The 26836-nt window shown below is 73.3% G+C and carries 23 protein-coding genes; 8 read left to right on the top strand and 15 right to left on the bottom strand.

Annotated features, from left to right (window positions below; translation table 11 throughout):
• Positions 1 to 68 precede the first annotated feature (68 nt).
• The 5 genes from BS75_RS26115 to BS75_RS26095 all read right to left on the bottom strand — a co-directional run bounded on the left by BS75_RS26115 (position 69) and on the right by BS75_RS26095 (position 5673).
• Positions 69 to 1745, bottom strand: a complete 1677-nt coding sequence (locus tag BS75_RS26115) for an FAD-dependent oxidoreductase (RefSeq protein WP_034089993.1) — start codon at positions 1743 to 1745, stop codon at positions 69 to 71.
• Positions 1742 to 2725, bottom strand: coding sequence for a dTDP-glucose 4,6-dehydratase (gene rfbB / locus BS75_RS26110; protein WP_034089992.1), 984 nt, complete (start codon positions 2723 to 2725; stop codon positions 1742 to 1744). Before rfbB ends, BS75_RS26115 begins: the two co-directional genes overlap by 4 nt.
• The gene (locus BS75_RS26105; RefSeq protein WP_034089991.1) at positions 2722 to 3789 is read right to left on the bottom strand and encodes a glucose-1-phosphate thymidylyltransferase; all 1068 of its coding nucleotides are present in this window, start codon (positions 3787 to 3789) and stop codon (positions 2722 to 2724) included. Before BS75_RS26105 ends, rfbB begins: the two co-directional genes overlap by 4 nt.
• A 112-nt stretch (positions 3790 to 3901) precedes the next feature.
• Positions 3902 to 4516, bottom strand: a complete 615-nt coding sequence (ssuE, locus tag BS75_RS26100; protein ID WP_042439888.1) for an NADPH-dependent FMN reductase — start codon at positions 4514 to 4516, stop codon at positions 3902 to 3904.
• Between the two features lie 35 nt (positions 4517 to 4551).
• Positions 4552 to 5673 (bottom strand): MupA/Atu3671 family FMN-dependent luciferase-like monooxygenase, encoded by a 1122-nt coding sequence (locus BS75_RS26095; RefSeq protein WP_042439890.1) that lies wholly within the window; start codon positions 5671 to 5673, stop codon positions 4552 to 4554.
• 254 nt (positions 5674 to 5927) lie between these two features.
• Here BS75_RS26095 and BS75_RS26090 point away from each other — a divergent pair, with 254 nt between their 5' ends.
• The 3 genes from BS75_RS26090 to BS75_RS26080 are packed head-to-tail and all read left to right on the top strand — an operon-like array spanning position 5928 to position 8826.
• Positions 5928 to 6956, top strand: coding sequence for a ketoacyl-ACP synthase III family protein (locus BS75_RS26090; protein WP_034089990.1), 1029 nt, complete (start codon positions 5928 to 5930; stop codon positions 6954 to 6956).
• The gene (locus BS75_RS26085) at positions 6950 to 8527 is read left to right on the top strand and encodes a class I adenylate-forming enzyme family protein (protein ID WP_081982583.1); all 1578 of its coding nucleotides are present in this window, start codon (positions 6950 to 6952) and stop codon (positions 8525 to 8527) included. The genes BS75_RS26090 and BS75_RS26085 overlap by 7 nt, the downstream gene beginning before the upstream one ends.
• Positions 8528 to 8547: 20 nt before the next feature.
• A complete protein-coding gene (locus BS75_RS26080) occupies positions 8548 to 8826 on the top strand; it encodes a phosphopantetheine-binding protein (protein WP_034089989.1) in 279 nt (92 codons plus the stop codon).
• Positions 8827 to 9170: 344 nt separating this feature from the next.
• Here BS75_RS26080 and BS75_RS26075 read toward each other — a convergent pair whose 3' ends face one another.
• Positions 9171 to 10676: an FAD-dependent monooxygenase gene (locus tag BS75_RS26075; RefSeq protein ID WP_034089988.1), complete on the bottom strand. Its 1506-nt coding sequence runs from the start codon at positions 10674 to 10676 to the stop codon at positions 9171 to 9173.
• A gap of 214 nt (positions 10677 to 10890) precedes the next feature.
• Between BS75_RS26075 and BS75_RS26070 the strand changes: the two genes are divergently transcribed.
• The 3 genes from BS75_RS26070 (at position 10891) to BS75_RS26060 (ending at position 15045) form a co-directional block, all read left to right on the top strand.
• Complete coding sequence (locus BS75_RS26070; protein WP_042439892.1) at positions 10891 to 12117, top strand: nucleotide disphospho-sugar-binding domain-containing protein; 1227 nt, start codon at positions 10891 to 10893, stop codon at positions 12115 to 12117.
• Positions 12114 to 13784 carry an MFS transporter gene (locus tag BS75_RS26065; RefSeq protein ID WP_052069702.1) on the top strand — a complete coding sequence of 557 codons (1671 nt, stop codon included), beginning with the start codon at positions 12114 to 12116 and terminating at the stop codon, positions 13782 to 13784. The genes BS75_RS26070 and BS75_RS26065 overlap by 4 nt, the downstream gene beginning before the upstream one ends.
• Before the next feature lie 97 nt (positions 13785 to 13881).
• The gene (locus BS75_RS26060; protein ID WP_034089987.1) at positions 13882 to 15045 is read left to right on the top strand and encodes a nucleotide disphospho-sugar-binding domain-containing protein; all 1164 of its coding nucleotides are present in this window, start codon (positions 13882 to 13884) and stop codon (positions 15043 to 15045) included.
• 73 nt (positions 15046 to 15118) lie between these two features.
• On the opposite strand, the gene BS75_RS26055 is transcribed toward BS75_RS26060, so the two are convergent.
• The 5 genes from BS75_RS26055 to BS75_RS26035 all read right to left on the bottom strand — a co-directional run bounded on the left by BS75_RS26055 (position 15119) and on the right by BS75_RS26035 (position 20440).
• Entirely contained in the window at positions 15119 to 16384 is a 1266-nt protein-coding gene (locus BS75_RS26055; RefSeq protein WP_034089986.1) for an FAD-dependent monooxygenase, read from the bottom strand.
• Positions 16385 to 16396: 12 nt separating this feature from the next.
• Positions 16397 to 17050 carry an antibiotic biosynthesis monooxygenase family protein gene (locus BS75_RS26050; protein ID WP_034089985.1) on the bottom strand — a complete coding sequence of 218 codons (654 nt, stop codon included), beginning with the start codon at positions 17048 to 17050 and terminating at the stop codon, positions 16397 to 16399.
• 63 nt (positions 17051 to 17113) lie between these two features.
• The gene (locus BS75_RS26045) at positions 17114 to 18658 is read right to left on the bottom strand and encodes a class I adenylate-forming enzyme family protein (RefSeq protein ID WP_042439894.1); all 1545 of its coding nucleotides are present in this window, start codon (positions 18656 to 18658) and stop codon (positions 17114 to 17116) included.
• Positions 18651 to 19610 carry an aromatase/cyclase gene (locus tag BS75_RS26040; protein ID WP_042439895.1) on the bottom strand — a complete coding sequence of 320 codons (960 nt, stop codon included), beginning with the start codon at positions 19608 to 19610 and terminating at the stop codon, positions 18651 to 18653. Before BS75_RS26040 ends, BS75_RS26045 begins: the two co-directional genes overlap by 8 nt.
• 35 nt (positions 19611 to 19645) lie before the next feature.
• Positions 19646 to 20440 (bottom strand): SDR family NAD(P)-dependent oxidoreductase, encoded by a 795-nt coding sequence (locus BS75_RS26035; RefSeq protein WP_034089984.1) that lies wholly within the window; start codon positions 20438 to 20440, stop codon positions 19646 to 19648.
• Between the two features lie 193 nt (positions 20441 to 20633).
• Between BS75_RS26035 and BS75_RS26030 the strand changes: the two genes are divergently transcribed.
• Together BS75_RS26030 and BS75_RS26025 are read left to right on the top strand one after the other, a co-directional pair.
• Entirely contained in the window at positions 20634 to 21077 is a 444-nt protein-coding gene (locus BS75_RS26030) for a nuclear transport factor 2 family protein (RefSeq protein ID WP_034089983.1), read from the top strand.
• Between the two features lie 284 nt (positions 21078 to 21361).
• A complete protein-coding gene (locus BS75_RS26025) occupies positions 21362 to 22615 on the top strand; it encodes a nucleotide disphospho-sugar-binding domain-containing protein (protein ID WP_034089982.1) in 1254 nt (417 codons plus the stop codon).
• Between the two features lie 63 nt (positions 22616 to 22678).
• Here BS75_RS26025 and BS75_RS26020 read toward each other — a convergent pair whose 3' ends face one another.
• The 4 genes from BS75_RS26020 to BS75_RS26005 form a co-directional block, all read right to left on the bottom strand.
• Positions 22679 to 23860: a nucleotide disphospho-sugar-binding domain-containing protein gene (locus BS75_RS26020; RefSeq protein WP_042439896.1), complete on the bottom strand. Its 1182-nt coding sequence runs from the start codon at positions 23858 to 23860 to the stop codon at positions 22679 to 22681.
• Positions 23861 to 23962: 102 nt separating this feature from the next.
• Positions 23963 to 24220: an acyl carrier protein gene (locus BS75_RS26015; protein WP_034089981.1), complete on the bottom strand. Its 258-nt coding sequence runs from the start codon at positions 24218 to 24220 to the stop codon at positions 23963 to 23965.
• A gap of 57 nt (positions 24221 to 24277) precedes the next feature.
• Positions 24278 to 25537 carry a ketosynthase chain-length factor gene (locus tag BS75_RS26010; RefSeq protein WP_042439897.1) on the bottom strand — a complete coding sequence of 420 codons (1260 nt, stop codon included), beginning with the start codon at positions 25535 to 25537 and terminating at the stop codon, positions 24278 to 24280.
• The gene (locus tag BS75_RS26005) at positions 25534 to 26802 is read right to left on the bottom strand and encodes a beta-ketoacyl-[acyl-carrier-protein] synthase family protein (RefSeq protein WP_034089980.1); all 1269 of its coding nucleotides are present in this window, start codon (positions 26800 to 26802) and stop codon (positions 25534 to 25536) included. Before BS75_RS26005 ends, BS75_RS26010 begins: the two co-directional genes overlap by 4 nt.
• Positions 26803 to 26836 lie beyond the last annotated feature (34 nt).

The following is a 26836-nucleotide window of genomic DNA, read 5'->3' as shown; positions in this document are numbered from 1 at the left end:
TGATCGGTTGGGAGGGAGCGGAGGATCGAGTGCGACAGCAGGGCGAGGGCTCGGACCGACGATCGCTCTCAACCGAGCGGGTCCGAGCCGACGTGCTCGGGCCGCCGCGACCCGACCCGGATTCCCAGGTCGGCCAGGGCCCGCTCGGGCGGGTTGGTGCGCAGGTCCGTGCCGCGGGCGGCGAGGTAGCCGTCCGGGCGGATCAGCAGCCAGCTGCCGGGCTCGGCCGCGAGGCCGTCCCGCAGCAGGTCGCCGGGGTCGGACAGGGGTCCGGGGGCGGCGCAGGGGCCGGCGTCGTCCGGTCCGGGGTAGACCGTGCGGACCGAGAGGGTGCCGCCGAGGTTCTCGGCGATCCGGTGCAGCTCCGGGTACTCCCGGGGGCCGGCGAAGGCCAGCAGCGTCCACTCGCCGGTGCGGAGTTCGGCGATGAACTCGCGCCATCCGGTGGAGCCGGCGAAGTCCTCCGCGGTGACCCGGGCCGCCCTGGCGCCGGCGACGAGCGCGCCGCCGGGGTCGTCGGGGAGGGTGAGCGGGCTCTCGGTGTAGCGGAGGTCGAGGGCGGACATCCCGCCCATGATCTTCCGCTGGATCTTCGACTTGAGCGGCGGCACCGAGCGGACGAAGGTCAGCAGGACCCGCAGCGCCGCCGCCGCGTAGCGGTTGCGCAGCTGCACCAGCACGGTCGCCATCCGGGTGGAGGCCAGCAGCTCGGCCCCCACCGGCACCCGCTCGGCGGAGTAGGTGTCCAGCAGTTCCTCGTCCGCCCGGTCGTGGATCACCGCGGCGAGCTTCCAGGACAGGTTGTAGGCGTCCTGGACGCCGGTGTTCATGCCCTGGCCGGAGGCGGGGCTGTGGACGTGGGCGGCGTCGCCGGCGACGAAGCAGCGGCCGACCCGCATCGAGGGGATCATGCGCTGCTGGATGGTGAACACCGACACCCAGGTCGGCGGCTCGACCAGGGCCCGGGCGCCGATGCCGGAGCTGATCTTCTCCGCGAACCGACGGGCGACCAGGGTGTCGTCGCCGTCGTAGGAGACCTCGGCGGTGTCCAGCAGCCGCCACTTGCCGGGGTCGGGGAAGGGCACCATCATCACCGTGCCGCGCGGGGTGCGGATCCAGTGGATGCTGTCCCTCGGCAGGTCGCAGTCGACGACCGCGTCGGCGATCAGCCAGGTCTCGTTGCTGTCGCCGACGAGCTGCAGGCCGAGCTGCTTGCGGACGGTGCTGTGGCCGCCGTCGGCTCCGATCAGCCAGTCGGACCCGACCGTCTCGGTCCGCCCGTCCGGGTGTCGCAGCACGGCCCTGACCCCGCCCTCGACCTGCTCGAACTCGCCCAGCTCGACGCCCCATTCGACCCGCACCCCGCGCCGGGCGGCGGCCTCGCGGAGCACCCGCTCGGTCACCACCTGGTCGACCATCAGGGTGAAGGGGAAACGGGTGGGCAGGTGGGTGTAGTCGGTGTCGAAGCGGATCAGGCGTCCGCCGTTCTGGTGCAGCGTGAAGTGCTCGACCCGCTGCCCCCGCGGGAGCAGGTCCTGCAGGACGCCCATCTGGTCGTACGTCTCCAGGGTCCGGGCATGGGTGGCCAGGGCGCGGCTGGTGCTGGCGGGCCCCTTGGCGGCGTCCACCAGGCGGACCCGCACGCCGTGGCGGGCGAGTTCGTGGGCGATGGTCAGTCCGACCGGTCCGGCCCCGGCCACCAGGACCTGCGGCAGGGCTTCCGGCGTCCAGTGATCGACGGTCATGCCTGCTCCCTGTGGGTCGTCCTGATGCTCTTCCACCAGTTGGGGTTGGACCGGTACCACTCGACCGTCTCGGCCAACCCCCGGGCGAAGGGGATCTGCGGCCGGTAGCCGAGCTCGTCGCGGATCTTGCTCTCGTCCAGCGAGTAGCGCAGGTCGTGGCCCTTGCGGTCGGCGACCCGGCGGACGCTGCTCCAGTCGGCCCCGCAGAGGGCCAGCAGGTCCTCGGTCATCTGCAGGTTGGTCATCTCGTTGCCGCCGCCGACGTTGTAGATCTCGCCGGAGCGGCCGGCCGTCAGGACCAGCTGGATCGCCCGGCAGTGGTCGTCGACGTGGAGCCACTCGCGGACGTTGGCCCCGTCGCCGTAGAGCGGCACCGTCCCGCCCTCCAGCAGCGAGGTGACGAACAGCGGGATCAGCTTCTCGGGGTGCTGGTAGGGGCCGTAGTTGTTGGAGCAGCGGGTGATCGAGATGTCCAGGCCGTGGGTCCGCCAGTAGGCGCGGGCGACCAGGTCGGAGCCGGCCTTGGAGGCGGCGTAGGGGGAGTTCGGCAGCAGCGGCCACTCCTCCGTCCAGGAGCCCTCGGCGATCGAGCCGTAGACCTCGTCGGTGGAGACGTGGACGATCCTGCGGACGCCGGTCTGCAGACAGGCGTCGAGCAGGTTCTGGGTGCCGCCGACGTTGGTGCGGACGAACTCGGCCGCCGAGAGCAGCGAGCGGTCCACATGGGACTCGGCGGCGAAGTGCACCACCGCGTCGTGTCCCGGCAGGAGTTGCAGCAGCAGCGGCAGATCGCAGATGTCGCCCCGGACGAACTCCAGCCGGGGGTGGTGGGCCGGCAGGTTGTCGCGGTTGCCGGCGTAGGTGAGCGCGTCCAGGACGGTGATCCGGGCGTCCTCGTAGCCGGGGTATCCGCCGTCGAGCATGGTGCGGACGTAGTGGGAGCCGATGAAGCCGGCGCCGCCGGTGACCAGGACTCTCATGCCGCCACCTCGACCTGGGTGTGGTCGCCGACCACGAGCTTGAGCGTCCGCTGACCGGAGTCGTTGCCGCTGACGGCGGCGGACCGGCCGACGACGGAGCCGTGGAGGCCCTCGACGCCGGACAGCGAGGCCCGGTCCAGGACGATGGAGTAGGAGACGCTGCTGCCGCGCAGCACGCACTCGTCGCCGATGGAGGTGTGCGGACCGATGCAGCTGTCCTCGATGACGCTGTCCGCCCCGACGATCGCCGGGCCCTCGATCGTGGACCTGACCACCTTGGCCCCGGCCTCGACCACGACCGGGCCGATGAGCAGGCTCTCGTCGTCGACCGCGCCGTCGATGGAGCGGACCAGCTGGTCCAGCAGCTCCCGGTTGCAGTCGAGGACGTCCTCGACCCGGCCGGTGTCCTTCCAGTAGCCGGTGTACTCGTGGGCCCTGACCTCCGCCCCGGCGTCGACCAGCCACTGGATGGCGTCGGTGATCTCCAGTTCGCCGCGGGCGCTGGGGACGATCGCGGCCACCGCGCGGTGGATCGCCGGGGTGAAGAAGTAGACGCCGATCAGCGCGAGGTCGCCGGCCGGGTACTGCGGCTTCTCGACCAGGCGCTGCACCACGCCGTCCGCGTCGACCTCGGCGACGCCGAAGGCGCGCGGGTCGGCGACCTTCTGGACCACGACCTGTGCGGCGGGGCGCCGGTCGCGGAACTGCTCGGCGGCCTCGGTGACGCCGGCGGTGAGCATGTTGTCGCCGAGGTACATCAGGAAGTCGTCCTCGCCGAGGAAGGTCCGGGCGATGGACACGCAGTGGGCGAGCCCGAGCGGCGCGTCCTGGCGGAAGTAGGTGATCCGCACGCCCAGCTGGGAGCCGTCGCCGAGGGCGGCGAAGATCTCCGCCTCGCGGTCGCCGACGATGATGCCGATGTCGGTGACCCCGGTCTCCCGGATGTTCTCCAGGACGTGCTCCAGGACCGGCCGGTTGGCGATGGGTATCAGCTGTTTGGGCATCGAGTAGCTGAAGGGTCGGAGGCGGGTTCCCAGTCCGCCGGACAGGACAAGAGCCTTCATCGGGACTCCTCTTCTCTGTGTCAGGGATGCGCCCCGCGCTCTGCGGGACCAGGGTGACCATGGGGGCGGCCGATCGAGGATTCCTCGATTTCCGCCGGTGCTCCGGGGTCGTTCAGGCTGCCTGACGGAGGCCGGCCAACCGCTCGGCCGTCACCAGGTCGTCCGTCACCGCCTCGTTCAGCAGGGCGTGCAGGGCGAGCGCGTCGAGCAGGTCGGCGAAGCCCTCGGCCGCCTGGTCCAGGCGGGTGCGGGTGTCCGGCTCCAGCCCGCGCAGCCCCTCCGGGCCGCGCAGCGCGGACTCGGCGTGGACGAAGACGGCGTTGGCGACCGCCGCCGGCGCCATCGACATCAGTACCGGCCGGAGCCCGTAGTCCAGCGCCAGGGCGTGGGCCATGGACCCGCCGGTGGCCAGCGGCAGCACGACCTTGCCGGCCAGCGCGTGCTGCGGCAGCAGGTCGAGGAAGGTCTTCAGCAGGCCCGAGTACGCGGCCTTGTAGACGGGCGTCGCCAGCACGACGGCGTCCGCCGCCTCCAGTCGGGCCACGGCGTCGGCGACGGCCGGGTCTCCGCCGTCGGCGGCCAGCAGCGCCTGCGCCGGGAGCTCGCGGAGGGCGAGGGTGTCGACGCGCAGGCCGCGCGCCGTGAGCGGGGCGCAGGCCAGGGCCAGCACCTCATGGGTGAACGAGGGGAGCGAGGGGCTGCCGGAGACAGCCAGGATCGTCGGCACGGTGTGTGGTCCTCCAGGCTTCCGGGCAGTGGTCGTCAGTTCGGGTCGGTCCGACGGACGTCGGAGCCGCCGGCGAAGTGCTTGCGGACCGCGCCCAGGTGCTCCAGCGACTCCAGTACCTGCCCGGGGTCGCCGACGAAGTCGACCAGGCAGGCGATCTCGTCGGCCCCGGCCGCGCGCAGCCGTTCGGCGGTGGCGACGCACTCGTCCACGGTGCCGATCAGCGAGTTGCCGGCCAGGTAGCGGTTGACGCCGAGGTCGGCGAGCTTGGACTGGGCGGATGCCGCGGCGAGGACCTCGCGGCCCTCCTTGCCGCCGCTCATCCGGCCGCCGGCGTCGACCGCGCGGGCCTCCAGGTCGATCGCGGTCAGCAGGTACTGCTTGAGCCAGCCGCCGCCCGTGCGCCGGGCCTCGGCGGAGTCCGCCGCCAGGTAGGTGTGCATCATCACGGTGATCCGGCCGGGGCCGGCGTGCCCGAACTCGGCCCGGGCCTCGCGGTAGATCCGGACCTTGTCGGCGAGCGACTCCGGGTCCTGGTTCTCCAGGTGGGTGAGGATGTTGCAGCCGAGCCGGCCGGCCTCGCGGAAGGTGCCCTCGCTGCGCGAGGCGGTGATCCAGATCTCCAGCTCCTCCTGGACCGGGCGGGGGTACACCGACACGGTGACCTCCTTGCCGAGCGGGTCCGGCCCGGTCCAGGCGCCGCTCCGCCAGGCCTCCCGGATCGCCGTCACATCGGCGGTCAGCCGCTCCCGCCGTCCCGCGAACTGCTCGGGCGCGATCACGAAGTCGTTGACGTTCCAGCCGGAGCCGACCGAGATCGCCACCCGGCCCCCGGAGAGGCCGTCGACCATGGCGAAGTCCTCGACCACCCGGACGGCGGGGTGCAGCGGGGTGACCACACTGCCCGCCCGGATCTGGATCCGCTCGGTCACCGCCGCGATGGCGGCCGAGGTGACCGCCGGGTTGGGGAACGCCCCGCCGAAGGGGTGGAAGTGGCGTTCGGGGGTGGAGACGAAGTCGAAGTCGAGCTCGTCGGCGCGCCGGGCGCAGTCCAGCATCAGTCGGTAGGTCTCCCCCGGGCGCTCACCGAGCGCGGCGAAGAAGAACACGCCGAAGCCGAGTGCGCCGCCGCCGTCCTGTGGGGTGTCGGTGGTCATCTGTCTCTCTCCTGTCCTGCCGGGACCCGGCGTCAGCACCGGCGCGGGCCTTTCCGGACCCAACCTTCGGACCAGCTCCTCGACGCCCGCTCGATCCGCGGTCCACAGCCCCGGAACCGGCTTCGAGGAGGAGCGGTACGCCTGCTCCACCGGCGCTCCAGTAGGGACGCGCACGATCGATCCGTCGGTCCGGCTCCACGAGGTCGGGTCATCCCTCCCGTACCCGGGGCCGACTACTCAGGAAGGGAGTGAGCATGCGCTGGAATGACATCCACATCGCCTCGGTGGGCACCTGGCTGCCGGAGCCGGTCTCCGCCGCGGACGCGGTCCGCGAGGGGAAGTACACCGCCGAGCGGTACGAGACCTTCGGCTACCGGTCCACCCTGCAGGCGGACGACGTGGCGCCGCCCGACATGGCGGTGTGGGCCGCCGAGAACGCACTGAAGCGGTCCGGCGTCGACCCGTCAGAGTTCAGCCTGCTGCTGCACGGCAGCCTCTGGTTCCAGGGCCTGGACATCTGGCCGGCCGCTTCGTACATCGCCCACCGCACCGTGGGCCGGCACGTGCCGGCGATGGATGTGCAGCAGCGCTGCAACATCGGCATCAGCGGCCTCGAACTGGCCGCCGCCCATCTCACCTCCGGGCTCCGGGGCGGCAGCGCGGTCATGGTGACCACGGCCGACCGCTGGAGCGAACCCGGCGTCAACCGCTGGAACCTGCACGAGCTCAGTGCCTACGGCGACGGCGGCACCGCGATCGTGCTGTCCAGCCGGGGCGGCTTCGCCCGGCTGCTCTCCACGGCCACGGTCGCGGACAACTCGCTGGAGGGGCTGGCCCGTGGGAACGAGCCGTTCCGCACCGCGTCGCCGGCCGCGACCGAGGGCATCGACCTGTCCCGCCGCTCGCACGAGTACACCAGTGCCGGCGACGAGCGCGAGATCATGCTGCGCTTCGGTCGGACCATGCTCCAGGCCAAGGCCGAGGCGCTGACCGACGCCGGGATCACCACCGCCGACCTGACCCGGGTGATCACCCCGGCGACCGGCCGCCGCAAGGGCGACCACCAGGTGCACCACCTGCTGGGCGTCACCGAGGAACAGACGACCTGGGCGTACGGGAGCACGACCGGGCACGTCGGCGGCGGGGACTGGGCCGCCGGCCTGGACCACCTGATCGCGACCGGCGGCCTCGCCGCCGGCGACAAGGTGATGCTGTTCGGCGGGGGCGCGGGCTACACCTGCACCGTCGCCGTCCTGGAGATCGAGGAGGTGCCGCAATGGTGACCGCGATCGAGCGGCCGGCGGTCACGGCTCCGGCCGTCGAACCGCTGGTCCTGGCCGCGGCCGACGCCGCCGTCCGAACCGTCCCCGAGCTGCTCGCGGCGGCCACCGCCGCCCGCCCCGACGCCCCGGCGGTCGCCGACGGCTCCGGGGTCTGGACCTACACCGAGCTCTCCGACCACGCCCGCGCCTTCGCCGACTGGCTGGCCGAGCAGGGCGTCGCCCGCGGCGAGCGGGTGCTGGTGCGGGTGGGCAACCGCCGCGAGTTCGCCGCACTGCTGTTCGGCACGCTGCTCCACGGCGCGGCCCTGGTCCCGGTGAACCCCGCGATGAAGCGGTTCCACCTGACCACCGTCACCGCCGACTGCGACCCGGCGCTGGTCGTCGCGCAGGGCGAGGACACCGTCCTGCTCGGCTCGCTGACCGACCGTCCGGTGCACGAGTTCGGGGAGGTGTGGCGCCGGGTCGAGGAGCTGCGCGCCGCCCCGCCGGCGGCGGAGCCGTCGGCCGGCACCGCGGTCGGCCCGGACGACCTGGCCCTGCTGATCTACACCTCCGGCAGCACCTCCGCGCCGAAGGCCGTGGTCAGCACCCATGCGCCGGTGGTCTTCGCCACCCGGTCCATCGCCCAGCGGCTCGGCTACCGGGCCGACGACGTGGTCCTGGTGGCGATCCCGGTCTCCTTCGACTACGGGCTCTACCAGCTGTTCCTGTCGGTGCTCGCGGGCGCCCAGGTGCTGCTGACCGAGCCGGACCGCCACCTGCGGCTGATCGGCACGCTCCAGCGGCACCGGGTGACCGTGGTCCCGGTGGTGCCCTCGCTCGCCGAGATGCTGCTGCGGCTGGCGGGCCGGGAGCAGGGCGAGGCGCCGCCGGTGCGGCTGTTCACCAACACCGGGGCGGCGCTGACCCCGCCGGTCATCGAGGCGCTGCGGAGCAGCTTCCCCGGGGCCGAGGTCTCCCCCATGTTCGGCACCACCGAGTGCAAGCGGATCACCGTCCTGGAGCCGGGCGGCCACGTGGCCAAGCCCGGTTCGGTGGGCCGGGCGCTGCCCGGGACCGAGGTGCTGGTCCTCGACGAGGAGGGCCGGCCGGCGCCGGCCGGCGCCATCGGCGAGATCGCCGCCAGGGGTCCGCACGTGATGACCGGCTACTGGCGGGCGCCCGAGATCACCGCGCAGCGGTTCCGCCGCGACCCGGTGACCGGCGTCGTCACCCTCCACACCGGCGACTACGGGCGGCTGGACGAGGACGGCCACCTCTACTTCCAGGGCCGGCGCGACGACCTGTTCAAGCGGCGCGGGGTGCGGATGAGCTCCCTGGAGATCGAGGCCGCCGCTCTGGACATCGACGGTGTCACGGCCGCGGCCGCGGTGCCGCCGGAGGAGGGTCACGACCTGATCCTGTTCGCGGTGACCGACCGCACCCCGGAGGAGGTGATCGAACTCCTCGCCGAACGACTGGAGGGCGCGAAGGTACCGGCCGAGTGCCGGGTGCTGGCCGCCCTCCCGCTGACCCCCAACGGCAAGACCGACCGTCAGCTGCTGCGGCAGCAGGCGGCATCCCAGAACTGACCGGCACAGGAGGGACCACCATGAACGGACACCTGCAAGTGCAGTGGGACGCGCGCTTCGCGCAGCTGCTCGGCGACGCGCTGCCGGCCTCGGCCCGGGGCGCGGAGCTGACCCCGGACTACGACCTGAAGAAGGCCGGTCTGGACTCACTGGCCAGCATCGAGCTACTGGTGCGGCTGGAGAGCGAGTACCGCGTCGAGTTTCCCGAGGAGACCCTCAACGGCGTGACCTTCGGTACGCCGGGAGCCCTGTGGCGGGTCCTGGACGAACAGCGCAGCAGCAGCCGACTGGCCGCCTGACCCACCGCACCGCAGCACGCAGCGCACGCAGCACCGCACCGCAACCGAGCGACACATCCCGAGAACTGACATCAGGAGAGATCATCATGGGCCTCAACTACGTCCACATCGCCATCGCCATCATCGCCGTCGGCGCCATCGTCGGCGTCCTCAAGCTCGTTCGTCGCGGCAAGAGCTGACGTTCCATCAGCACGGCGGCAGCACGGACGGGCCCATCGGAGCGGAAGCTCCGGTGGGCCCGTCCTCCTGTCGCGGACCGGGACGGCGGCAGCGCGAAAGGCCCCGGGGAGCGGTTGCTCCCCGGGGCCCGACCGCGCTCCGGCGCGCGGTGGCCGGCGGCGCCCTCAGCGCACCGGCGCACCGAACCAGGTGTCCAGGGCCGTCTCCAGGCTCGCGATCCCGTCCTCGGTGGCAGCGGCGCCGCCGCCGACCCAGGCCACACAGCCGTCCGGGCGGATCAGCAGGGCCTCGGCGGGCGCGCCGACCGTGGCGGTCGCCGCGACCAGGTCCACCCGGTCCGCCCACGGAACCGCCGCCCGGTGCGCGGCGCTGTCCGCGCCGAGGTCGATCAGCACGCCCCGGCCGCCGTGCAGCAGCTCGGCGACCCGGTGCGTCTCGCCGCTGCCGTGCAGGGTGAAGTCCGGCACCCGGCAGCCGACCAGCGGATGGGAGCCGTCCGGCACCGGGTAGCGGACGTCGAGCCCGGTGATCATCTCGGAGAGGTGCAGGTTGACCTCGGGGATCGCCAGCAGGTCCGCGAACAGCTCCCGCAGCGGATCGACCGAGGGGTCGGGGTTCATCAGCGCCAGCTGCGCCCTGGTCTCCCGCAGGACTCCCGCCGCGGCCGGGCGCCGCTCGCTCTCGTAGCTGTCGAGCAGGCTCTCCGGCGCCCGGCCGGAGACGACCGCCGCCAGTTTCCAGCCGAGGTTCATCGCGTCCTGCAGGCCGAGGTTCAGGCCCTGCGCGCCGATCGGGAAGTGGACGTGGGCGGCGTCGCCGGCGAGCAGCACCCGGCCCGCCCGGTAGTGCTCGGCGAGCCGGGTCGAGTCGGTGAACCGGGACAGCCACTGCGGGTTCGACAGTTCCACGTCGGTGCCGCTCACCCGGCGCACCGCCGCCTTGAGTTCGTCCAGGGTCACCTCGCCGCTCTGCGCGGGCTGCTGCCGGGGGCCGAACTCGGTGGTGAGGATTCGGGTGATGCCCTCCTCCAGGGTGACCGCCATCAGCAGCCCCTCGGGGCGGCGCAGGGTTCCCGGGAGCCCGATCGGCAGCGCCGAGGGGTCCTCCAGGACCACGTCGCCGAGCAGCGCCGACACGGTCCCGCCGCTGCCGGGGAAGTCGATCCCGGCCAGGTTGCGGACGACGCTGTGCCCGCCGTCGCAGCCGATGACGTAGCGGGCCGACAGGTCGTGCTCGCCCTCGGGCCCCTCGATCCGCAGCACCACCCGGTCGTCCGACTGGGTCAGCCCGAGCACGCGGTGCCCGCGCCGGATCTCCGCCCCCAGTTCGAGGGCCCGCTTGTTCAGCAGGGCCTCCGTGCGCGCCTGCGGGATCAGCAGCGCGTAGGGGTGGCTGCTGGGCAGCATGGCGAGGTCCAGCAGCGGGTGGATCCCGGCGAAGTGGGCCTTGGGCCAGGTCGCCGCCGTATCCGTGAAGCGTTTCAGGATCCCGCGCTGGTCCAGCAGTTCCAGGGTTCGGGTCTGCAGCCGGAACGCCCGCGAGTGCGGGTTCGGCTCCGACCGCTGCTCCAGGACGACCACCGCGCCGGCCCCGGCCAGCCGTAGTTCCGCCGCGAGCAGCGTCCCGACCGGTCCGCCGCCGATCACGGCCACGTCGACGTCAACGTTCATCCTTACGACCTCCTCCGTTGCGGTCACACATCCGACCCACCGTGGCGCGGGGGCGTGGAGCGCCTCTCGCAGCGGGGTCGAGTGCACGGCTCAAGTGCCGCGCGAGGGCGACTCGATCAAGAGCGACCAGCATCGGGCCCGAGGCACAACGCCTCCCCTCAACCCCGGGCCCCGTTCCACCGGCCCCACTCCGCCCGATACCCGAGGAGCACGGATGCGCGTACTGATGACGACCACCCCTGTACCGACCCATCTGACCCCGATGGTGCCGCTGGCGTGGGCGCTCCGGGCCGCCGGGCACGAGGTGCTGGTGGTGGGACAGCCGGACGTCGAGGCGACGGTCGTCGCCGCGGGCCTGTCCCTGGCCCGGGTCGGCCACCCCTACCACGTGGACGACCTGCTGCTGCCGTACCTTCCGCCGGGCAAGCGCCCGTTGCAGAGCCTCGGCAGGCCCGGCCCGGCCGGGCTCGCCGACGGCGCCAAGACCTTTCTCGGGCACGCCCGCTACATGGTGCCGCGCTACCTGGAGGTGGCCCGGCAGTGGCGCCCCGACCTGGTCGTCGGGGAGCAGCTGGAGTTCGCCTCGCTGGTCGTGGGCGGTGCGCTGGGGATACCGGTGGTCCGCCACCGCTGGGGCGTCGACCCGCTGACCGCCCTGCTGCGCGGCGCGGCCGGGTTCTTCCTGGACGGCCTGAGCCGCCGGCACGGGCTGACCTCGCTGCCGGAGCCCGACCTGATCCTGGACCCCTGCCCGCCGGAGCTCCAGCACGCGAGTGCCGCGCCCGGTGCACCGATCCGCTTCGTCCCCTTCAACGGCGGCGGCGTGCGGCCGGAGTGGGCCCTGGACCGGCGCACCGGGCGGCGGGTGTGCGTGACGCTCGGGGGGCAGACCCTCAAGCTCAACGGCATGCCGCTGCTGCGCAGCGTGGTGGACGCCTTCGACGGCCTGGCGGACACCGAGGCCGTGGTGACCGTGGACCCGGCCCACCGGGCGGAACTCGGTCCCGTGCCCCGGAACGTCCGGCTGGTGGACCCGACGCCGCTCTCGCTGTTCCTGAACGACTGCGACGCGATCGTCCACCACGGCGGCTGCGGGACCGCCATGACCGCCACCGCGACCGGGCTGCCGCAGCTGGTGCTCCCGCAGATCATGGACCAGTTCGCGGTCGCCGACGGGCTGGTCGCGGCCGGGGCCGGCCTCGCCGTCGACTCGGCCGAGGAGCAGGACGACCCGTCCCGGGTCCGCGCCGCCCTGGAGCAGCTGCTCGACGGGGCCGGGTTCCGGCTCTCGGCGACGGAGTTGGGCGAGAGCGTCGCCCGGATGCCGGCTCCGGCGGCCGTGGTCGGCGACCTGGAGGCGCTGATCGCGTCCCGCAGCCCCGAGCTCGGCGGTCCCGAGCAGACCACCGCCGACGAACGCCACCGGAGGATCTTCGTATGACCGACCTCAGCACGATCGAACGCCCGACCGAGGAGGCAGCTCCTACCCACGGGATGAGTGAACAGCAGATCCAGCTGTTCTCGCTCGGGGCGATGGCGGCCATGCTGCTGTCGCTGCTGGACGAGAACATCGTGGCCACCGCGGCCTGGCCGATCACCAGGGCGCTCGACCCGGTCCACGGGCTGAGCGAACTCCCCTGGCTGATCACCGCCTACGTGCTGGCCGCCACCGCCACCCAGCCGCTGTACGGCAAGCTCAGCGACATGTTCGGCCCCAAGCGGGTCTACCTGTTCGCGATCTGCACCTTCCTGGCCGGCTCCGCGCTCTGCGGGGCCGCCCGGAACATGGGCGAACTGATCGCCTTCCGGGTGGTCCAGGGCCTCGGCGGCGGCGGGCTGATGAGCGTCACGCTGATCATCATGGCCACCCTGCTGCCGCCCCGGAAGCGGGCCGCCGGCTCCGGAATGGGCGGTGGCCTGGTCGCCCTCGGCATCATCATCGGCCCGGTGCTGGGCGGCTTCCTCTGCCAGCACCTGACCTGGCGCTGGATCTTCTACGTCAACCTGCCGCTCGGCCTGGTCACCGTCGTGATCACGCTGCTGGCCCTGCGCCTTCCGGCCCGCAAGGCCGCCCACCGGGTGGACCTGCCGGGAGCGGCGCTGATCACCGCCGCCGCGAGCGGGCTGCTGCTGGTGGCCCACTGGGGCGGTGGCGCCTACTCCTGGACCTCTCCGGTGATCCTCGGCACGGGCGGCGGCAGCCTGCTGCTCACGGCGCTGTTCTGCTGGTGGGAGACCAAGGCCGCCGAGCCCATCCTGCCGATGTCGCTGTTCCGCGACCGGGTCTTCCGGATCGCCGCCCCGCTGCAGTTCATCGGCGGCTTCGCGATCCTGGCGGTACCCGTCTACGTGGTGACGTACCTGCAGATCACCCGGGGGGTGACCCCCGAGGGCGCGGGTCTGCGGCTCGCGCCGATGGCGGGGGGCGTGCTGGTGGTGATGTTCACCTCCGGCAAGCTGATCACCCGGCTGGGCCGGTTCAAGCCGGTGCTGCTGGCCAACGCCACGGTCGGGGTGGTCGCCCTCGGCCTGTTCGGGCTCATCAACGAGCACACCTCCACCCTGGAGCTGAGCGGGATGCTGGTGCTGCTGGGCTTCGGCCTCGGCGGCGTGGTCCAGGTGGTGCTGCAGACCGTGCAGGCGACCGCGCTCCCGGAGAACCTGGGCGTGGTGACCTCGGGCGGCCGCTTCTTCATGACCCTGGGCAGCGGCTTCGGCACCACCGTCCTGGGTGAGGTGCTGACCCAGCGCCTCAACTCGATCCTGCCCGGCGGCATGGCGTCCGCGTCCAAGGCCGTCGGCGAGCACGCCTATGCGAAGGCCACCGCCACCGCGTTCCTGGTGGCGAGCGCGATCATGCTGGCCGGCCTGGCCCTGGCCGTCGCACTGCCGGACACCCGGCTCGACCCGGCCGAGGCCGAGGTGGAGACGGAGGCGGGCGCGGACGCGGACACCGAGGTCCCGGCGGAGGCCGGGACCGAGGCCGCCACTTCCACCGCCACTTCCACTTCCACTTCCACTTCCGACGACGCCGACGCCGACGCCGACGCCGACGCCGAGCACGGCTCCGCCGCCGAATCCGACCAAGAGGCCGCCACGGCCGCCTGACCCCACAGAACCACCGACCACCGGCTCGTCCCGTCCACACCCACCGCCGCCCCGTCCCCCGTCGAGGGGGCGGGGCGCACCCTTCCCGGGAGCTCAGATGCGTGTACTCATGTTCAACACCCCTGTCCCCACCCACTTCACCCCGCTGGTGCCGCTGGCCTGGGCGCTGCGCGCGGCCGGCCACGAGGTGCTGTTCGCCGGCCAGCCCGAGGTGGTCGCGACGGCCCGCAGCGCGGGCCTGTCCGGCGTGGTCCTCGGCGACTGGTACCACGTCGGCGACATGCTCACCGGCGGGCTGCGCGACGGCAAGCGGATCATCGAGACCCGCGCCCCGGCCAAGCCCGAGGAGATGGCCGCGGGCGCGAAGGTCTGGATGATGCACGCCCGCTACCTGCTGCCCGAATACCTGGACTTCGCCCGCGAGTTCAAGCCCGACCTGATCCTCTCCGACATGCTGGAGTACGCCTCGCTGGTGGTGGGCGGCTCGCTCGGGGTGCCGGTGGTGCACCACCGCTGGGGCCTCGACCCCATCTCCACCGGCGCCCGCGGACCCGCCCGGCTCGCCCTGCAGGGCGCCTGCCATCGGCTGGGCCTGCCCGGCCTGCCCGACCCCGACCTGGTGCTGGACTCCGCGCCGACGGCGCTGCTGGCCCCGGGCAGCGAGCCCGGCCGACCGATCCGCTACGTCCCCTTCAACGGCCCCGGCGTCTACCCGGAGTGGCTCCGGGAGAAGAAGCCCTTCGGCCGCCGGGTCGTGGTCTCGCTGGGCTCCCGCACCCTGTCCCTCAACGGCGTGCCGCACGTCCGCGACATCCTCAGTGCCTTCTCCGGCCTCTCCGACACCGAGGCGGTGGCGACCGTGGAGGAGGAGTTCCGGGAGGCCCTCGGGCCGATGCCGGAGAACGTGCGGCTGATCGACCCGGTGCCGCTGCACCTGATCATGGAGTCCTGCGACGCGGTGGTCCACCACGGCGGCGCCGGGACCGCGCTCACCTCGACCTCCTTCGGCCTGCCCCAGCTGGTGCTGCCGCAGCTGCTCGACATGTTCACCACCGGCCAGCAGCTCGCCGCGGCCGGCGCCGCCGTCTGCATCTCCGACGCGGAGGAGCAGAACGACCGTTCGCGGCTCCGGGCCGGCCTGGAGGCGGTGCTGAACGAGCCCGGCTACGCCCGCGCGGCGGGCGACCTCGCCCGGTCGATGGCCGGGATGCCGTCACCGGCCGAGGTGGTCCACGACCTGGAGGCCCTGGCCCGCCGCTGATCCGCGCCGCAGCGAACACACGGAAGGGCCGGCCCCCGATCGGGGGCCGGCCCTTTCACTGCCGTCCGGTGGCTCAGTCGCGGTCGGTGAAGTGCTCCTCGGCGATCCGGATGGCCGGGTTGCCGTAGGCGATGCTCCGCAGCACCTTCCCGAACAGCGGGGTCCGCTGGAGCACCGCGGCCATCTTGGGCCGCAGCCAGGTGACCACGGCGCCGTGGGCCAGCATCGCCTTGCTCTGGATCCGCTGCGTCCGCATCACCGCCTCGATGTCCGCCGAGCGTCCGCGCTCGAAGGCCGCCAGGAACCCGGCCCCGGCGTCGCCGGCCGCCAGCGAGGCGACCAGCAGCGGGTGGAGCACCACGGCGTCCTGGATCGCCAGGTTGATGCCCTGCGCGCCGATCGGGCTGTGGGTGTGGGCGGCGTCACCGATCAGCACCAGCCCGTCGACGGCCCAGCGCTCGGCCCGTCCGGAGAACACGTCGAGCAGGCTGAGGTCGCGCGGCGAAGTGATCTGGCTGCGGATCAGGTCGGCGTACGGCGGCACCGCCCTGGCCAGCTGCTCCTTGGTGTGCTCAAGACCTTCCGCCGCCACCGCCTTGTAGCCGCCGTGCGGAAGGGTCCAGCCGACCTGGACCCGGTTCGGCCAGGACTCGTAGACCAGCACCGGGCTGCCCTCGGCCCGGAACACCCGGACGTCCCGCACCGGCTCGGGCCCCTCGCCGGACGCGCCCTCCGGCAGGGTGAGCTTGAACCACAGCACGTCCAGGTCGAAGACGTCGCTGCGGCCGGCCTCGATCCCGGCGAGCCGGCGGACCTTGGAGAACCGCCCGTCCGCCGCCACCACGCAGTGCGCACGAACCGTGTGGTGGCCCGCGGAGCCGTCGGCGGTGACGCCGACGATCCGCTCCTGCTCGCGGAGCAGGCCGTTCACCCGGGTCCCCTCCAGATAGCGGAACCCCTCGAACTTCTCGCAGTGCAGCAGTAGTTCGTCCAGCACGTGCGCCTGCGGGATGCTCAGCAGGTGGTTGTGGGGCGCGGGCAGACCCCGGTAGTCGATGTCCAGCAGCACCCGGTCCCGCTCCACCAGCCGGAACCGGGCGTGCTCGTGGGCGCCGCGCGCCCGCGCGCCCGCCAGCACGCCCAGCTGGTCCAGCAGTGCCATCGCAACGGGCTGCAGGATCTCGCCCCGGAACTCGCGCTGGTGGGCCCGGGAGCGCTCGACCACGGTCACCGCGACCCCGGACTTCAGCAGCAGCAGGGCCAGGGTCAGTCCGGCCGGTCCGGCCCCGACCACGCAGATGTCGGTGGCCAGCTCCGTCGTCGTCTCGTCCCGCGTCATACCGCTTCCCTTCTAGACCGCGACCGGCACGGCCGCGGGAGACCGGGTCCCCGCGACCGGCGAACCGGTCGTCCGCTGGGTGTCGGCGAGCGCCAGCACCGCCGCGTACTGCGGCAGCGCGCCGGCCACGGCCGCCGCCTCGGCGCCGGACCAGGCGGTGACCGCGGTGTAGTGGTCCGGACGGATCAGCGAGCGGGCGAAGTCGGTCCAGCCGAAGCCGTCGACGGAGGCTGCCGCCTCGGCGTAGGCCCGGTAGGCCACCTCCAGCTCGACCGCGTCGCCGGTGGCGTCCAGGGTCTCGACCACCAGCACCACGCCGTCCGCCAGGCTGTCCTGACGGCCGTTCAGCCGCAGCACCCCGAGGGAGGGGTCGGCCTCGACGTCCACGATCCGGTGGAAGTCCTTGGCGTGCTCCTGGAACACCTCGCTCCCGAGCACCTCCTTGAAGTTCTCCGGGCTGCCCCACCAGCCCAGGTTCACGTACACGCCCGGCTGCTCCTGGCTGCGCACGGCCTGGTGCGACTCGAAGCCGTCCCTGGCCCGCATCCACTCGACATGGCTGAGGAAGCGCTCCTCGAACGCGGCCGCGTTCTCGGGCTCCTTGAGGGTGAAGGTGTTGATCACGGTGAACAGGGGACGCTGTCCCGGGGTCGCGTTGTCGCTCATGGTCGGTTCCTCTCGATCGGGGGTGGTGCCATGACGTCGGATCAGAACTGGTCAGACTGCGGCTCAGACCGCGGCGAGTTCCTCGGCCAGACCGGCCGCCAGTACCCGCCGCTGGATCTTGCCGTTGCCGTTGCGCGGGACGGCGTCCACGGCCTTCGCATGGCGGACCCGCTGGTAGTAGGGGAGCTGCTCGTTGACCGCCGACAGGACCTGGTCCAGGGAGTCGGCCCCACCGCTGAGCACCAGCAGCGCACCGGCCACCGAGCCGCTGAACGGGTCGGGCAGGTCCACCACCACGGCCTCCCGCACCAGCGGGTGGGCCAGCAGCACGCGCTCCACGTCGGACGGCGCGACCAGGAAGTTGTCGCACTTGAACACGTCCTTGAGCCGGTCCACCAGGAACAGCCGGCCCTCCGCGTCGATCCGCCCGGCGTCGCCGGTCGACAGCCAGCCGTCGGCCTCCAGACCGGTGCCGTCGGGACCGCCCAGGTAGCCCTTCATCACCTGCGGGCCCCGCAGTTGGACCTCGCCGACCTCGCCGGGGACCAGCACCGACCGGCTCTCGATGTCCACCACCCGGCACTCGGTGCCGGCCACCGGCCGACCCACCGAACCGGGGGTCGGGTGCTCCGGGTCGTCGCTGTGGGTCAGCGGGGAGGTCTCCGCCAGGCCGTAGCCCTGGAACACCGGCACCCCGAAGCGTTCGGTCAGCCGCACCGCCGCCGCCACCGGCAGCGCGGAGCCGCCGGAGGCGATCCGCCGCACCGTCCGCAGCTCCAGCCCGTCCAGCGCCGGATCGACCGCCAGTCGGGCCAGCCGCACCGGCAGGCTGTAGTAGTGGGTCGCGCCGTAGCGGTTGGCCGCGGCCACCGCCTCCGCCGGGTCCGGGCCCGCGAACAGCACCTGGGTGGCGCCGGCCCGCAGGGCGGAGTTCAGGTGCATGGGGTGGAAGGTGGGCAGGTGGTTCAGCGTCACCGAGCCCCGGTCCAGCCGGTGGGCGTCGGCGATCTGCTCCGCGTTCACCAGCAGGTTCCGGTGGGTGAGCCGAACAGCCTTGGGGCGTCCGGTGGTTCCGCTGGTGAACTGGATGCAGGCGACGTCGTCCGGCGAGACCGGCGGCGGGACGAACCCGGCGGCGGACCCGCCGGCCGTGCTCGTGCCCGCGGCCAGGTCGTCCAGGGTGGTCACCGAGGACTGGTCGGCCGCCGGGTCGGCGCCGATCACGATCAGGCGCAGCGCCGCGGGCAGCCGGTCGCGGACGGCCGCGAGCCTGCGCAGCACCACCGCGTCCACGAACGCCAGCGCCGCGCCGCTGGACACCAGCAGGTGCACCAGGTCGTCCTCCCGCAGCAGCGGGTTGACGACGGCGACGACCCCGCCGGCCCGGACCGTCCCGTAGTAGGCCACGGCGAAGTCCGGGTGCAGGACCGAGACCGCGGCCACGGTGCCGCCCGGTTCCGGCAGCAGCTCGGTGATCGCCGCCGCCACCGCCGTGACCCGGCGGTCCAGCTCGGCGAAGTCCGTGCCGCGCCCCTCGGCGAGGATCGCGGCCCGGCCCGGATCGTTCCGGGCGGCCGCTGCGAGCAGGTCGTCGAGCCGCTCAGCCACGGCGTCCCTCCGCGTGGTCGCGGGCGTGCCGCAGGGTGGTGGTGCTGTTGGTGCTCAGCGCGCGCTGGATGTACGCGCGGGCGTCGGCCACGGTGCTGCCCGCGCCGAGGATCCGCTCGACGGCGTCCGGGCGGACCGTGACGTCGTGGCGGGAGGTGACGTCCACCCCGGTGCCGGAGCGGACGATGGTCCAGCTGCCGGTGTGGGCGGTCATCAGCGCGGGGACCTCGGTCTGCTTGTAGACGATCCGGTTCGGCGCGAAGCAGACCCGCACCGAGCGGGTGGTGTGCACCGAGCCGTCCTTGGTGCTCGTGTCCATCGTCATCACCTGCACGCCCGGCAGGTCCTCGACCAGGTCGAGGCGGGCGACGTGGGGCAGCCGCTCGGGCCACAGGTCGGCCCGGTTCAGGAAGTCGAACACGTCGGCCCCGTCGCCCTCGACGTGGACGGTGTCGGAGAAGCCGAACACCAGCTCGTCCAGCTGGTCGCCCAGCTCCGCCAGGCGCTTGATGCCGTCGAGCTCGGAGGCGCTGTTGCGCTCCAGGGCGGCGTGGATCCACTCGATCCCGGCCGGGTCGTCGTCGATCGCCCGGAAGGTGTGGACCAGGTCCAGCCGCGAGTTCGCCGCGTCGACGGGGGTGACGATCCACTCGCCGTCCATGGCCTCGACCGGCGGCGTGGAGACGTCCTGCCGGAAGCTGACCCGGCCGTCCGCCGGGTTCAGCACCCGCACCGAGGACCAGGTCTTGATCTCATCGTTGGCGGTGGCCCAGATGCGTATCCGCTCGACCCCGGCATCGCTCTCGACCTGCTCGGTGTGAACGTTGGGCGCGAAGTGCAGGGGCCAGTTGGTGACGTCTGCGATGATGCCGAAGACCCGCTCGGCCGGAGCCGCGACGTCCACGGAGTGCACGGTGCGGTACTTCTCGACCACACTGGTGGGAACGGACATGGTGTTCTGCCTCGCTTCGCTCGTTGTCCCTGGGATCAGTAGTTGCCAAGCCCGCCGCAGACGTTGAGCGCCTGCGCGGTGATGGAGGCGGCGGTCTCGGTGACCAGGTAGCCGACCAGGCCGGCCACCTCCTCCGGGGTGGAGTAGCGGCCCAGCGGGATCTTCGCCTGGAAGCGCTCCAGGATCGCCTCCTCCGTGGCGTCGTAGGCCGCCGCGTAGCCCTGCCGGACCTTCTGCGCCATCGGGGTCTCGACGTAGCCGGGGCAGACCGCGTTGACGGTGATCCCGGTCTTCGCCAGCTCCAGGCCGACGGCCTTGGTGAAGCCGACCACCGCGTGCTTGGAAGCCGAGTACGGGGCCCCCAGGACCACGCCCTGCTTGCCGCCGGTGGAGGCGATGTTGACGATCCGGCCCCAGCCGCGCTCCTGCAGGCCGCCCGCCTTGAGCACCTCCCGGGTGGTCAGGAAGACGCTGTTCAGGTTGGTGTCCATGACGTCGTACCAGAGGTCGTCGGCGATGTCGGCGGTCACGCCGCCACCGCTCCGACCGGCGTTGTTGACCAGGACGTCGACCCGGCCGTAGGTCTCGACGGCCGCGGCGACCAGGGCCTTGACCGACTCCGGGCTGCGGACGTCGGCGGCCGCTCCGGACACCTCCAGGCCCTCGGCCCGAAGCTCCTTGACGGTCAGTTCGACGTTCTCCGCGCTGCGCGCGCAGATGAACACCGCCAGTCCGGCTCCGCCCAGGCCGCGGGCCACCGCCAGTCCGATGCCGCTGGTCCCGCCGGTGACCAGGGCCACCCGCCGCTGCTCGTTCGCCTCGTTCGCCATGCTCTTGACTCCTCTCGACTGCTGACTGAGGTCACCTTGCCGAGAGGGCCTCGCAGCTGGATCGAGCAGCGCTGGACGGCGCCGGAGCGGGTCCGGGGCGGCGTTCCGGCGACAGTCCGGCCGTAGTCGAGCCGGGGTCCCGATGCTCGGTTCGGCAGGGAACGACCACGCCAGTGCAGAGAGGACCGCCGCCATGACCGTGACGGAGCAAGCCCCCACAATCGGCTCCGCCGAGCTGTACCACCAGGTTCAGCAGTTCTACGCCCAGCAGATGCAACTGCTCGACCAGGGACGGGTCGAGGAGTGGGCCGCGACCTTCACCGAGGACGGCGTATTCGCCGCCAACGCCCATCCGGAGCCCACGGTCGGCCGCGCCGCCATCATCGCCTCGGCCGGTGCCGCGACCGCCGACTACGCGGCCCGGGGCATCCAGCGCCGGCACTGGCTCGGCATGGTCTCCATCGAGACCAGCGGCCCGGACGCGCTCACCGCGCGCTGCTACGCGGTGGTGCTGGAGACCCCTCGGGGCGGCCCGGCCGGCATCAAGGCCAGCACCCTCTGCGAGGACCGGCTCGTCCGCGGTGCGGACGGCTGGCTGGTCGAGCACCGCCTGGTCACCCGCGACGACCTGGTCTGACCACCCCCACCGGCCGCGGGCCCACCCCCACCCCGTGCGCGTCCCAGCGCCGGGCCGGGCCCGCGCCGCCCACAGTCCACGGCAGTGTCCCCGGTCTCCCCCGCCCGGCGGGCACTGCCGTGCCATTCCCGCACGCCGCTCCCCCAGCAGTCCCCGCACCAGCAGTCCCCGCACCATCCGTCCCCGCACCACCCGTCCCAGCACCACCCGTCCCAGCACCACCGTCCCCGCCACTGTTGCCGCGACCGCTCCGGCCGGCCGCACCGGCCGCCCGAGGAGGCGCCATGCGCGTGTTGTTCACGACCTGGGCCGAACCCGCCCACCTGTACAGCCTGATCCCCCTCGCCTGGGCCGCCCGGGCGGCCGGGCACGAAGTACGGGTGGCCACGCCGCCGTCGATCGTGCCCGCCGTCACCCGGACCGGGATGATCGGCGTTCCCGTCGGCCGGGACGTGGCCGTCGAGCAGATCAGGAACCGCGCCGACCTGGCGCCCTGGCGCAGCCGGGGCCGCTGGCCCCGGCACTGGGCCGCCCGTCCCGACCTGCTGGACGCGGACCTGCGCCCGGTCCTCGCCGCCCTCGGCGACAAGCAGGTCACCGTCGCCGAGGCGATGGCCGACGACCTGGTCGACTTCGCCCGGTCCTGGCGTCCTGACGTGATCGTCCACGACTCGCTGACCTTCGCCGGTCCGCTGGCCGCCGCCGTGATCGGGGTGCCCGCCTTCGGCCACACCTGGGGCAGCGCCACCGTGATGCGGGTGGAGCTGACCGACCTGACCGGGCCGCCGCTGCGGGCGTACCAGGAACTGTTCGCCCGGTTCGGCGCGGACCCGGACCGCGGCCCGGCCGGCTGGCTGGACCCGTGCCCGCCCTCGCTCCGGCTGCCCGACCCGGCGACCCGGAACCGGATCCCGGTCCGGTACACCCCCTACAACGGCCCCGGCACGGTGCCGACCTGGGTGCACCGTCCCGGTGACGGGAGCGGGTCCGGAGCCGCCGCGCGCCCCCGGGTCTGCGTGACCGCAGGGATCTCCAGCACCAAACTGCGCCCCGGCGAGTTGCCCGAGATGGTCGGCCGCACCCTCCGGGCCCTGGTCGCGCACGACGTCGAGGTCGTCCTCGCGGTCGGGCCCGGCCAGGCGGCCGGGTTGGGCGGGGTCCCGAAGGGCGTCCGGGTCGCCGAGTCGGTGCCGATGAACGCGCTGCTGCCCAGCTGCTCGGCCGTGGTGCACCACGGCGGTTCGGGCACCGGGCTGACCGCCGCCGCGCTGGGCGTCCCGCAACTGGTGCTGCCGCAGATCCCGGTGACCGCCGAGATCGGCGAGCGGCTGGCGGACGCCGGGGCCGGGCTGATCCTCGACCCTCGGCTGCAGGACGATCCGGCCGCCATCGGCGACGCCGTGGAGGTCCTGGTCAACGACGGGCGCCACCGGCGGGCCGCAACCGCGCTGGCCGAGGAGATCGGCCGCGAGCCGGCCCCGTCCACCCTGGTTCCGCTGCTGGAGCGGGAGGCGAGCGCGGTGCTCGCCGACCGGTAGCAGACGACGAGAAGGCGCCGCCGCCCCGGTCGGGACGGCGGCGCCTCCGGCTGTCGGGACCGCTCAACCGGCGGCCAACGCCTCCAGCTCCGGCACCAGTTCGGCCGGCAGCGGCATGGCCCCGACCTCGTCCGCGATCTCCCCCGCACGGTCCCGGTAGCCGGGCTCCTCCAGCAGGGCCACCAGGTGCGCCCGCAACCGCTCGGGGTCGTGCTGCTCCTCGGCGGCCACGGACACTCCCGCGCCGGCGGCGGCGATCCGCTCCGCGTAGACCTCCAGGGCGGGCAGCGCCTGCGGCAGGACCAGTTGCGGCAGCCCGCGGACCAGGGCGGTCAGCCCGGTGCCCGCACCGCCGTGGTGGACCAGCGCCGCGCAGCCGTCCAGCAGCAGCGACAGCGGCGCGGGCCGGACCACCCGGACGTTGTCGGGCAGGCGTCCGAGCCCGGCGGCGTGCTCGTCGCCGAGGGTCAGCACCGCGTCCACCCCGTCCAGTCCGTCGAACGCGGCGGCCAGCGCGGACAGTCCGCCGACCCCGCACTCGTCGACGGTGCGGGCGCTGTAGGAGACGCAGACGGTCCGCCGGTCCGGAGCGGGCCGCCGGCTCGGGACGTCCCCCTGACCGTTGTAGGGGACGAAGCGGATGGGGCGGCCCGGGTCGGTGTCCGGGTGGAGCAGCCGGGGCGGGGTGGGGTCGAGCACCAGGGCCGGTGCGGGCAGGCCGCCGAGCAGGCCGATGCCCTCGGCCACGGCCTTGAGCGCGCGTTCCGCCGGTTCGCGGGCCAGGGTGGTGAGGACGTCCGGGCCCCAGCGGTGGACCACGGTCGGCACCCCGAGGGCGCCGCCGACGAGCAGACCGCAGAACTCCAGCGGGTCGGAGATCACCAGGTCGGGACGCCAGTCCCGGGCGAAGTCCAGGTAGCCGTCGATCACCCGGCCGATCCGGGTCCGCCAGCGACCGGCGAGCAGGTCCCAGTCCGGCTGCCAGCCGGGGGCTCCGGGCGCGGCGGCCGGCTCCGGCGACGGGGCTGCGGGCTTCGGCGCAGTGGGCTTGGGCGCGGCGGGCGCGGGCGCGGCCGGTCGGGCCGTCACCGGGACGGTGTACAGGCCGGCCGCACCCGCGGTGGCCACGGCGACGGGTTCGCCGCACAGGACCACGTCGTGCCCCGCGGCGGACAGGGCCCGGGCGAGCGGGACGATGGGGAGCAGATGGCTGTTGACCGGGGTCACCACGAGCAGGACACGCACGGAACGGCTCCTTTCGGTGGGTGCAGAGCAGGCTGCCGGGGCCCGCGACGGGCCCCGGCAGCGATGGGTTCGAGCAGCGTTGCTCGGGACAGTGCCCCTGGATCAGGCGGCGACGCGCTGCGCCGCGAGACTCTCGTTGATGTACTCCAGCAGCAGCCGCGGGGTGTGGGCCTCGGCGACGGTGTCGTCGGAGAGCTGGATCCCGTAGTCCCGCTCGATGCGGCCCGTCGTCTGGAGGACGGCGAGCGAGTCGTACTCCAGGTCCGCCAGCGGCGTGTCCAGGACGTCCCCGTCGAGGTCGACCCCTTCGGCCTCTCCGGCGCATTCCCGGAGCAGGGCAGTGAGTTCGGCAAGTGTCATGATTCGTACCTCTCTTGAGTGTTGATCAGAAATTCCGGCGGGTGTTCCATCGGTGGTTCAGTGGCCGGCGGTGACCACGGCGGCGGCGTTGAAGCCCCCGTAGCCCCGGGCCAGCACCAGGGCGGTCCGGACCGGCTGCCTGCGCGCCTCGGTGACCAGGTCGAGGTCGATTCCCTCGGCGGGGTCGCCGACGTTGGTGGTCGGCGGGATGACGCCGTCGCGGAGCGACAGCAGGGCCGCCGCCAGGTCGAGGGCCGCGCCCCCGGCGGAGAGCCGTCCGGTCATGGTCTTCGGAGCGGTCACCGGAACCCCGCGGGCGCCGAAGAGCCGGGTGATCGCGTCGGCCTCCTCCCGGTCGAGACCGGGCACGCCGGAGGCGTCGGCGAAGACCACGTCGACCTGCTCGGCGGTCACCCCGGCATCGGCCAGCGCGAGCTCGGCGGCCCGCTGCAGGCCGGGGAGGCCGGCGACGCCGGGGGCGGGGTCGAAGGTGGCCGCGTAGCCGGACAGGGCCCCGTAGATCCGGGCCCCCCGCTCCCGGGCCGCCTGCTCGTCCTCCAGGACCAGGATCGCGCCGCCCTCGCCGGGCACGTAGCCGGAGGCGGCGGTGTCGAAGGGCAGGTAGGCCCGGGCCGGGTCGTTGACCGGGCTGAGCCGGCCGCCGGCCAGCAACGCGGTCCACCCCCAGGGGCAGATCGCCCCGTCCACCCCGCCGCTGACGATGAGCCGGCTGCCCCGGCGGATCTGCCGACGGGCCTGGCCGACCGCGTCCAGGCCGCCGGCCTGCTCGGTGACCAGGACACCGCTGGGTCCGCGCAGCCCGTGCCGGATGGAGATCTGACCGGTGTTCACCGCGTAGAACCAGGCGAAGGACTGGTAGGCGCTGACGTACTGTCCGCCCTTGCTCCACAGGGCCTCCAGCTCGCGCTGGCCGAACTCGAAGCCGCCGGCCGAGGCCGCGGTCACGGTGCCGGCCGAGAAGTCCGGCATCTCGGCCGGGTCCACCCCGGCGTCGGTGACCGCCTCCTTGGCCGCGGTCAGCGCGAGCCGGGTCATCGGGTCGGTCTGCGGCAGCAGCCGGCTGGGAATGTGCTCGCTGGCGACGAACCCGGGCACCTCCCCCGCCAGCCTGGACGGGTAGCTCGCCGGGTCGAAGCGGGTGATCGTCGCGATGCCGTTCTCGCCGGCCAGGGTGGCCCGCCACCAGGCCTCCGTGCCCAGGCCGTTGGGGGCGGTGACGCCGATGCCGGTGAAGACCGCGGTCGCCCGCTCGGCCGCCGGTTCGACGGCCTCTCGCTCCAGCAGTTCGCTGGTCATGCCGACCTCCGCTCGGGTGTGGTGAGCACCATGGCACTCTGGAATCCGCCGAAGCCGCTGCCGACGCTGAGCGCGGTGTCGACCCGCACCTCACGCGCGACCAGCGGGGTGTAGTCCAGGTCGCACTCCGGGTCGGGCTCGTGCAGGTTCGCCGTCGGGGGCACCACGTTGTGCTTGATGGCGAGCGCGCAGGCGGCGATCTCCAGGGAGCCGATGGCCCCGAGGGAGTGCCCGATCATGGACTTGATGGAGCTGACCGGCGTGGCGTAGGCGTGGTCGCCGAGGCTGCGCTTGAACGCGGCGGTCTCGTGCCGGTCGTTCTGCTTGGTGCCCGATCCGTGGGCGTTGATGTAGTCCACGGCGGTGGCGGGCAGCCCGGCCTGGTCCAGGGAGACCCGGATGGCCTCCGCCATCTCCAGGCCGTCGGCCCGCAGTCCGGTCATGTTGTAGGCGTTGCTGCGGGAGGCGAAGCCGGCGATCTCGGCGTAGATGTACGCGCCGCGCGCCCGGGCCCGGCCCAGCTCCTCCAGCACGAACACCGCCGAGCCCTCGCCCAGCACGAAGCCGTTGCGGGTGCGGTCGAACGGCCGCGAGGCGTGGGCGGGGTCGTCGTTGCGCGGAGACGTCGCCTTGATCGCGTCGAAGCAGCCGACGGACACCGGTGAGATCGGGGCCTCGGTGGCCCCGGCGACCATGACGTCGGCGCTGCCCTCGCGGATCAGCTCCACCGCGTGGCCGATGGAGTCCAGACCGGAGGTGCAGCCGGTGGAGACCACCGCCGTCGGTCCCTGGGCACCGACCTTCCAGGCGACCTCACGGGCGAAGGAGCTGGGCACGAAGTAGTCGAACAGCTGCGGCACCGCGTAGTGGTGGTCCACCTCCCAGTCCGCGCCGCCGTTGCTGACGACGGCGTACTCGCGGTCCAGACTCATCGTCGCGCCGACGGCGCTGCCGATGGTGACCCCGACCCGGAACGGGTCGAGCTCGTCGACGACCAGGCCGCTGTCGGCCATCGCCTCCCTGGCGCTGACCACCGCGAACTGCGCGGCGCGGTCCATCCGCCGGATCTCCTGGGGCTCCAGGCCCTCCCTGACCGGGTCGAAGTCCGCCTCGGCCGCGATCCGGGAGCGGAACGTCGAGGCGTCGAACAGGGAGATCGCCCTGGTCGCGGTGCGCCCGTCGGTCAGCAGTGACCAGAAGTCCTTGGTGCCAATTCCACCGGGGGCCACCACGCCGATCCCGGTGATGACCACGCGCCGGCTCATCGTCGGCTCCCCATGGCCCGGGTGCGCTTCGTCT

It is taken from the genome of Streptacidiphilus albus JL83 (genome assembly GCF_000744705.1).
Lineage (GTDB): Bacteria > Actinomycetota > Actinomycetes > Streptomycetales > Streptomycetaceae > Streptacidiphilus > Streptacidiphilus albus.
The sequence above is the reverse complement of the archived record's forward strand: the minus strand, read 5'-3'. Positions and strand labels throughout refer to the sequence as shown.

Excerpts from the sequence above, each read along its gene's own strand:
- BS75_RS26115 (WP_034089993.1), bottom strand. The coding sequence starts at position 1,745 with ATGACCGTCGATCACTGGACGCCGGAAGCCCTGCCGCAGGTCCTGGTG.
- rfbB (WP_034089992.1), bottom strand. The coding sequence starts at position 2,725 with ATGAGAGTCCTGGTCACCGGCGGCGCCGGCTTCATCGGCTCCCACTAC.
- BS75_RS26105 (WP_034089991.1), bottom strand. The coding sequence starts at position 3,789 with ATGAAGGCTCTTGTCCTGTCCGGCGGACTGGGAACCCGCCTCCGACCC.
- BS75_RS26095 (WP_042439890.1), bottom strand. The coding sequence starts at position 5,673 with ATGACCACCGACACCCCACAGGACGGCGGCGGCGCACTCGGCTTCGGC.
- BS75_RS26090 (WP_034089990.1), top strand. The coding sequence starts at position 5,928 with ATGCGCTGGAATGACATCCACATCGCCTCGGTGGGCACCTGGCTGCCG.
- BS75_RS26085 (WP_081982583.1), top strand. The coding sequence starts at position 6,950 with ATGGTGACCGCGATCGAGCGGCCGGCGGTCACGGCTCCGGCCGTCGAA.
- BS75_RS26080 (WP_034089989.1), top strand. The coding sequence starts at position 8,548 with ATGAACGGACACCTGCAAGTGCAGTGGGACGCGCGCTTCGCGCAGCTG.
- BS75_RS26075 (WP_034089988.1), bottom strand. The coding sequence starts at position 10,676 with ATGAACGTTGACGTCGACGTGGCCGTGATCGGCGGCGGACCGGTCGGG.
- BS75_RS26070 (WP_042439892.1), top strand. The coding sequence starts at position 10,891 with ATGCGCGTACTGATGACGACCACCCCTGTACCGACCCATCTGACCCCG.
- BS75_RS26065 (WP_052069702.1), top strand. The coding sequence starts at position 12,114 with ATGACCGACCTCAGCACGATCGAACGCCCGACCGAGGAGGCAGCTCCT.
- BS75_RS26060 (WP_034089987.1), top strand. The coding sequence starts at position 13,882 with ATGCGTGTACTCATGTTCAACACCCCTGTCCCCACCCACTTCACCCCG.
- BS75_RS26055 (WP_034089986.1), bottom strand. The coding sequence starts at position 16,384 with ATGACGCGGGACGAGACGACGACGGAGCTGGCCACCGACATCTGCGTG.
- BS75_RS26050 (WP_034089985.1), bottom strand. The coding sequence starts at position 17,050 with ATGAGCGACAACGCGACCCCGGGACAGCGTCCCCTGTTCACCGTGATC.
- BS75_RS26040 (WP_042439895.1), bottom strand. The coding sequence starts at position 19,610 with ATGTCCGTTCCCACCAGTGTGGTCGAGAAGTACCGCACCGTGCACTCC.
- BS75_RS26035 (WP_034089984.1), bottom strand. The coding sequence starts at position 20,440 with ATGGCGAACGAGGCGAACGAGCAGCGGCGGGTGGCCCTGGTCACCGGC.
- BS75_RS26030 (WP_034089983.1), top strand. The coding sequence starts at position 20,634 with ATGACCGTGACGGAGCAAGCCCCCACAATCGGCTCCGCCGAGCTGTAC.
- BS75_RS26025 (WP_034089982.1), top strand. The coding sequence starts at position 21,362 with ATGCGCGTGTTGTTCACGACCTGGGCCGAACCCGCCCACCTGTACAGC.
- BS75_RS26015 (WP_034089981.1), bottom strand. The coding sequence starts at position 24,220 with ATGACACTTGCCGAACTCACTGCCCTGCTCCGGGAATGCGCCGGAGAG.
- BS75_RS26010 (WP_042439897.1), bottom strand. The coding sequence starts at position 25,537 with ATGACCAGCGAACTGCTGGAGCGAGAGGCCGTCGAACCGGCGGCCGAG.
- BS75_RS26005 (WP_034089980.1), bottom strand. The coding sequence starts at position 26,802 with ATGAGCCGGCGCGTGGTCATCACCGGGATCGGCGTGGTGGCCCCCGGT.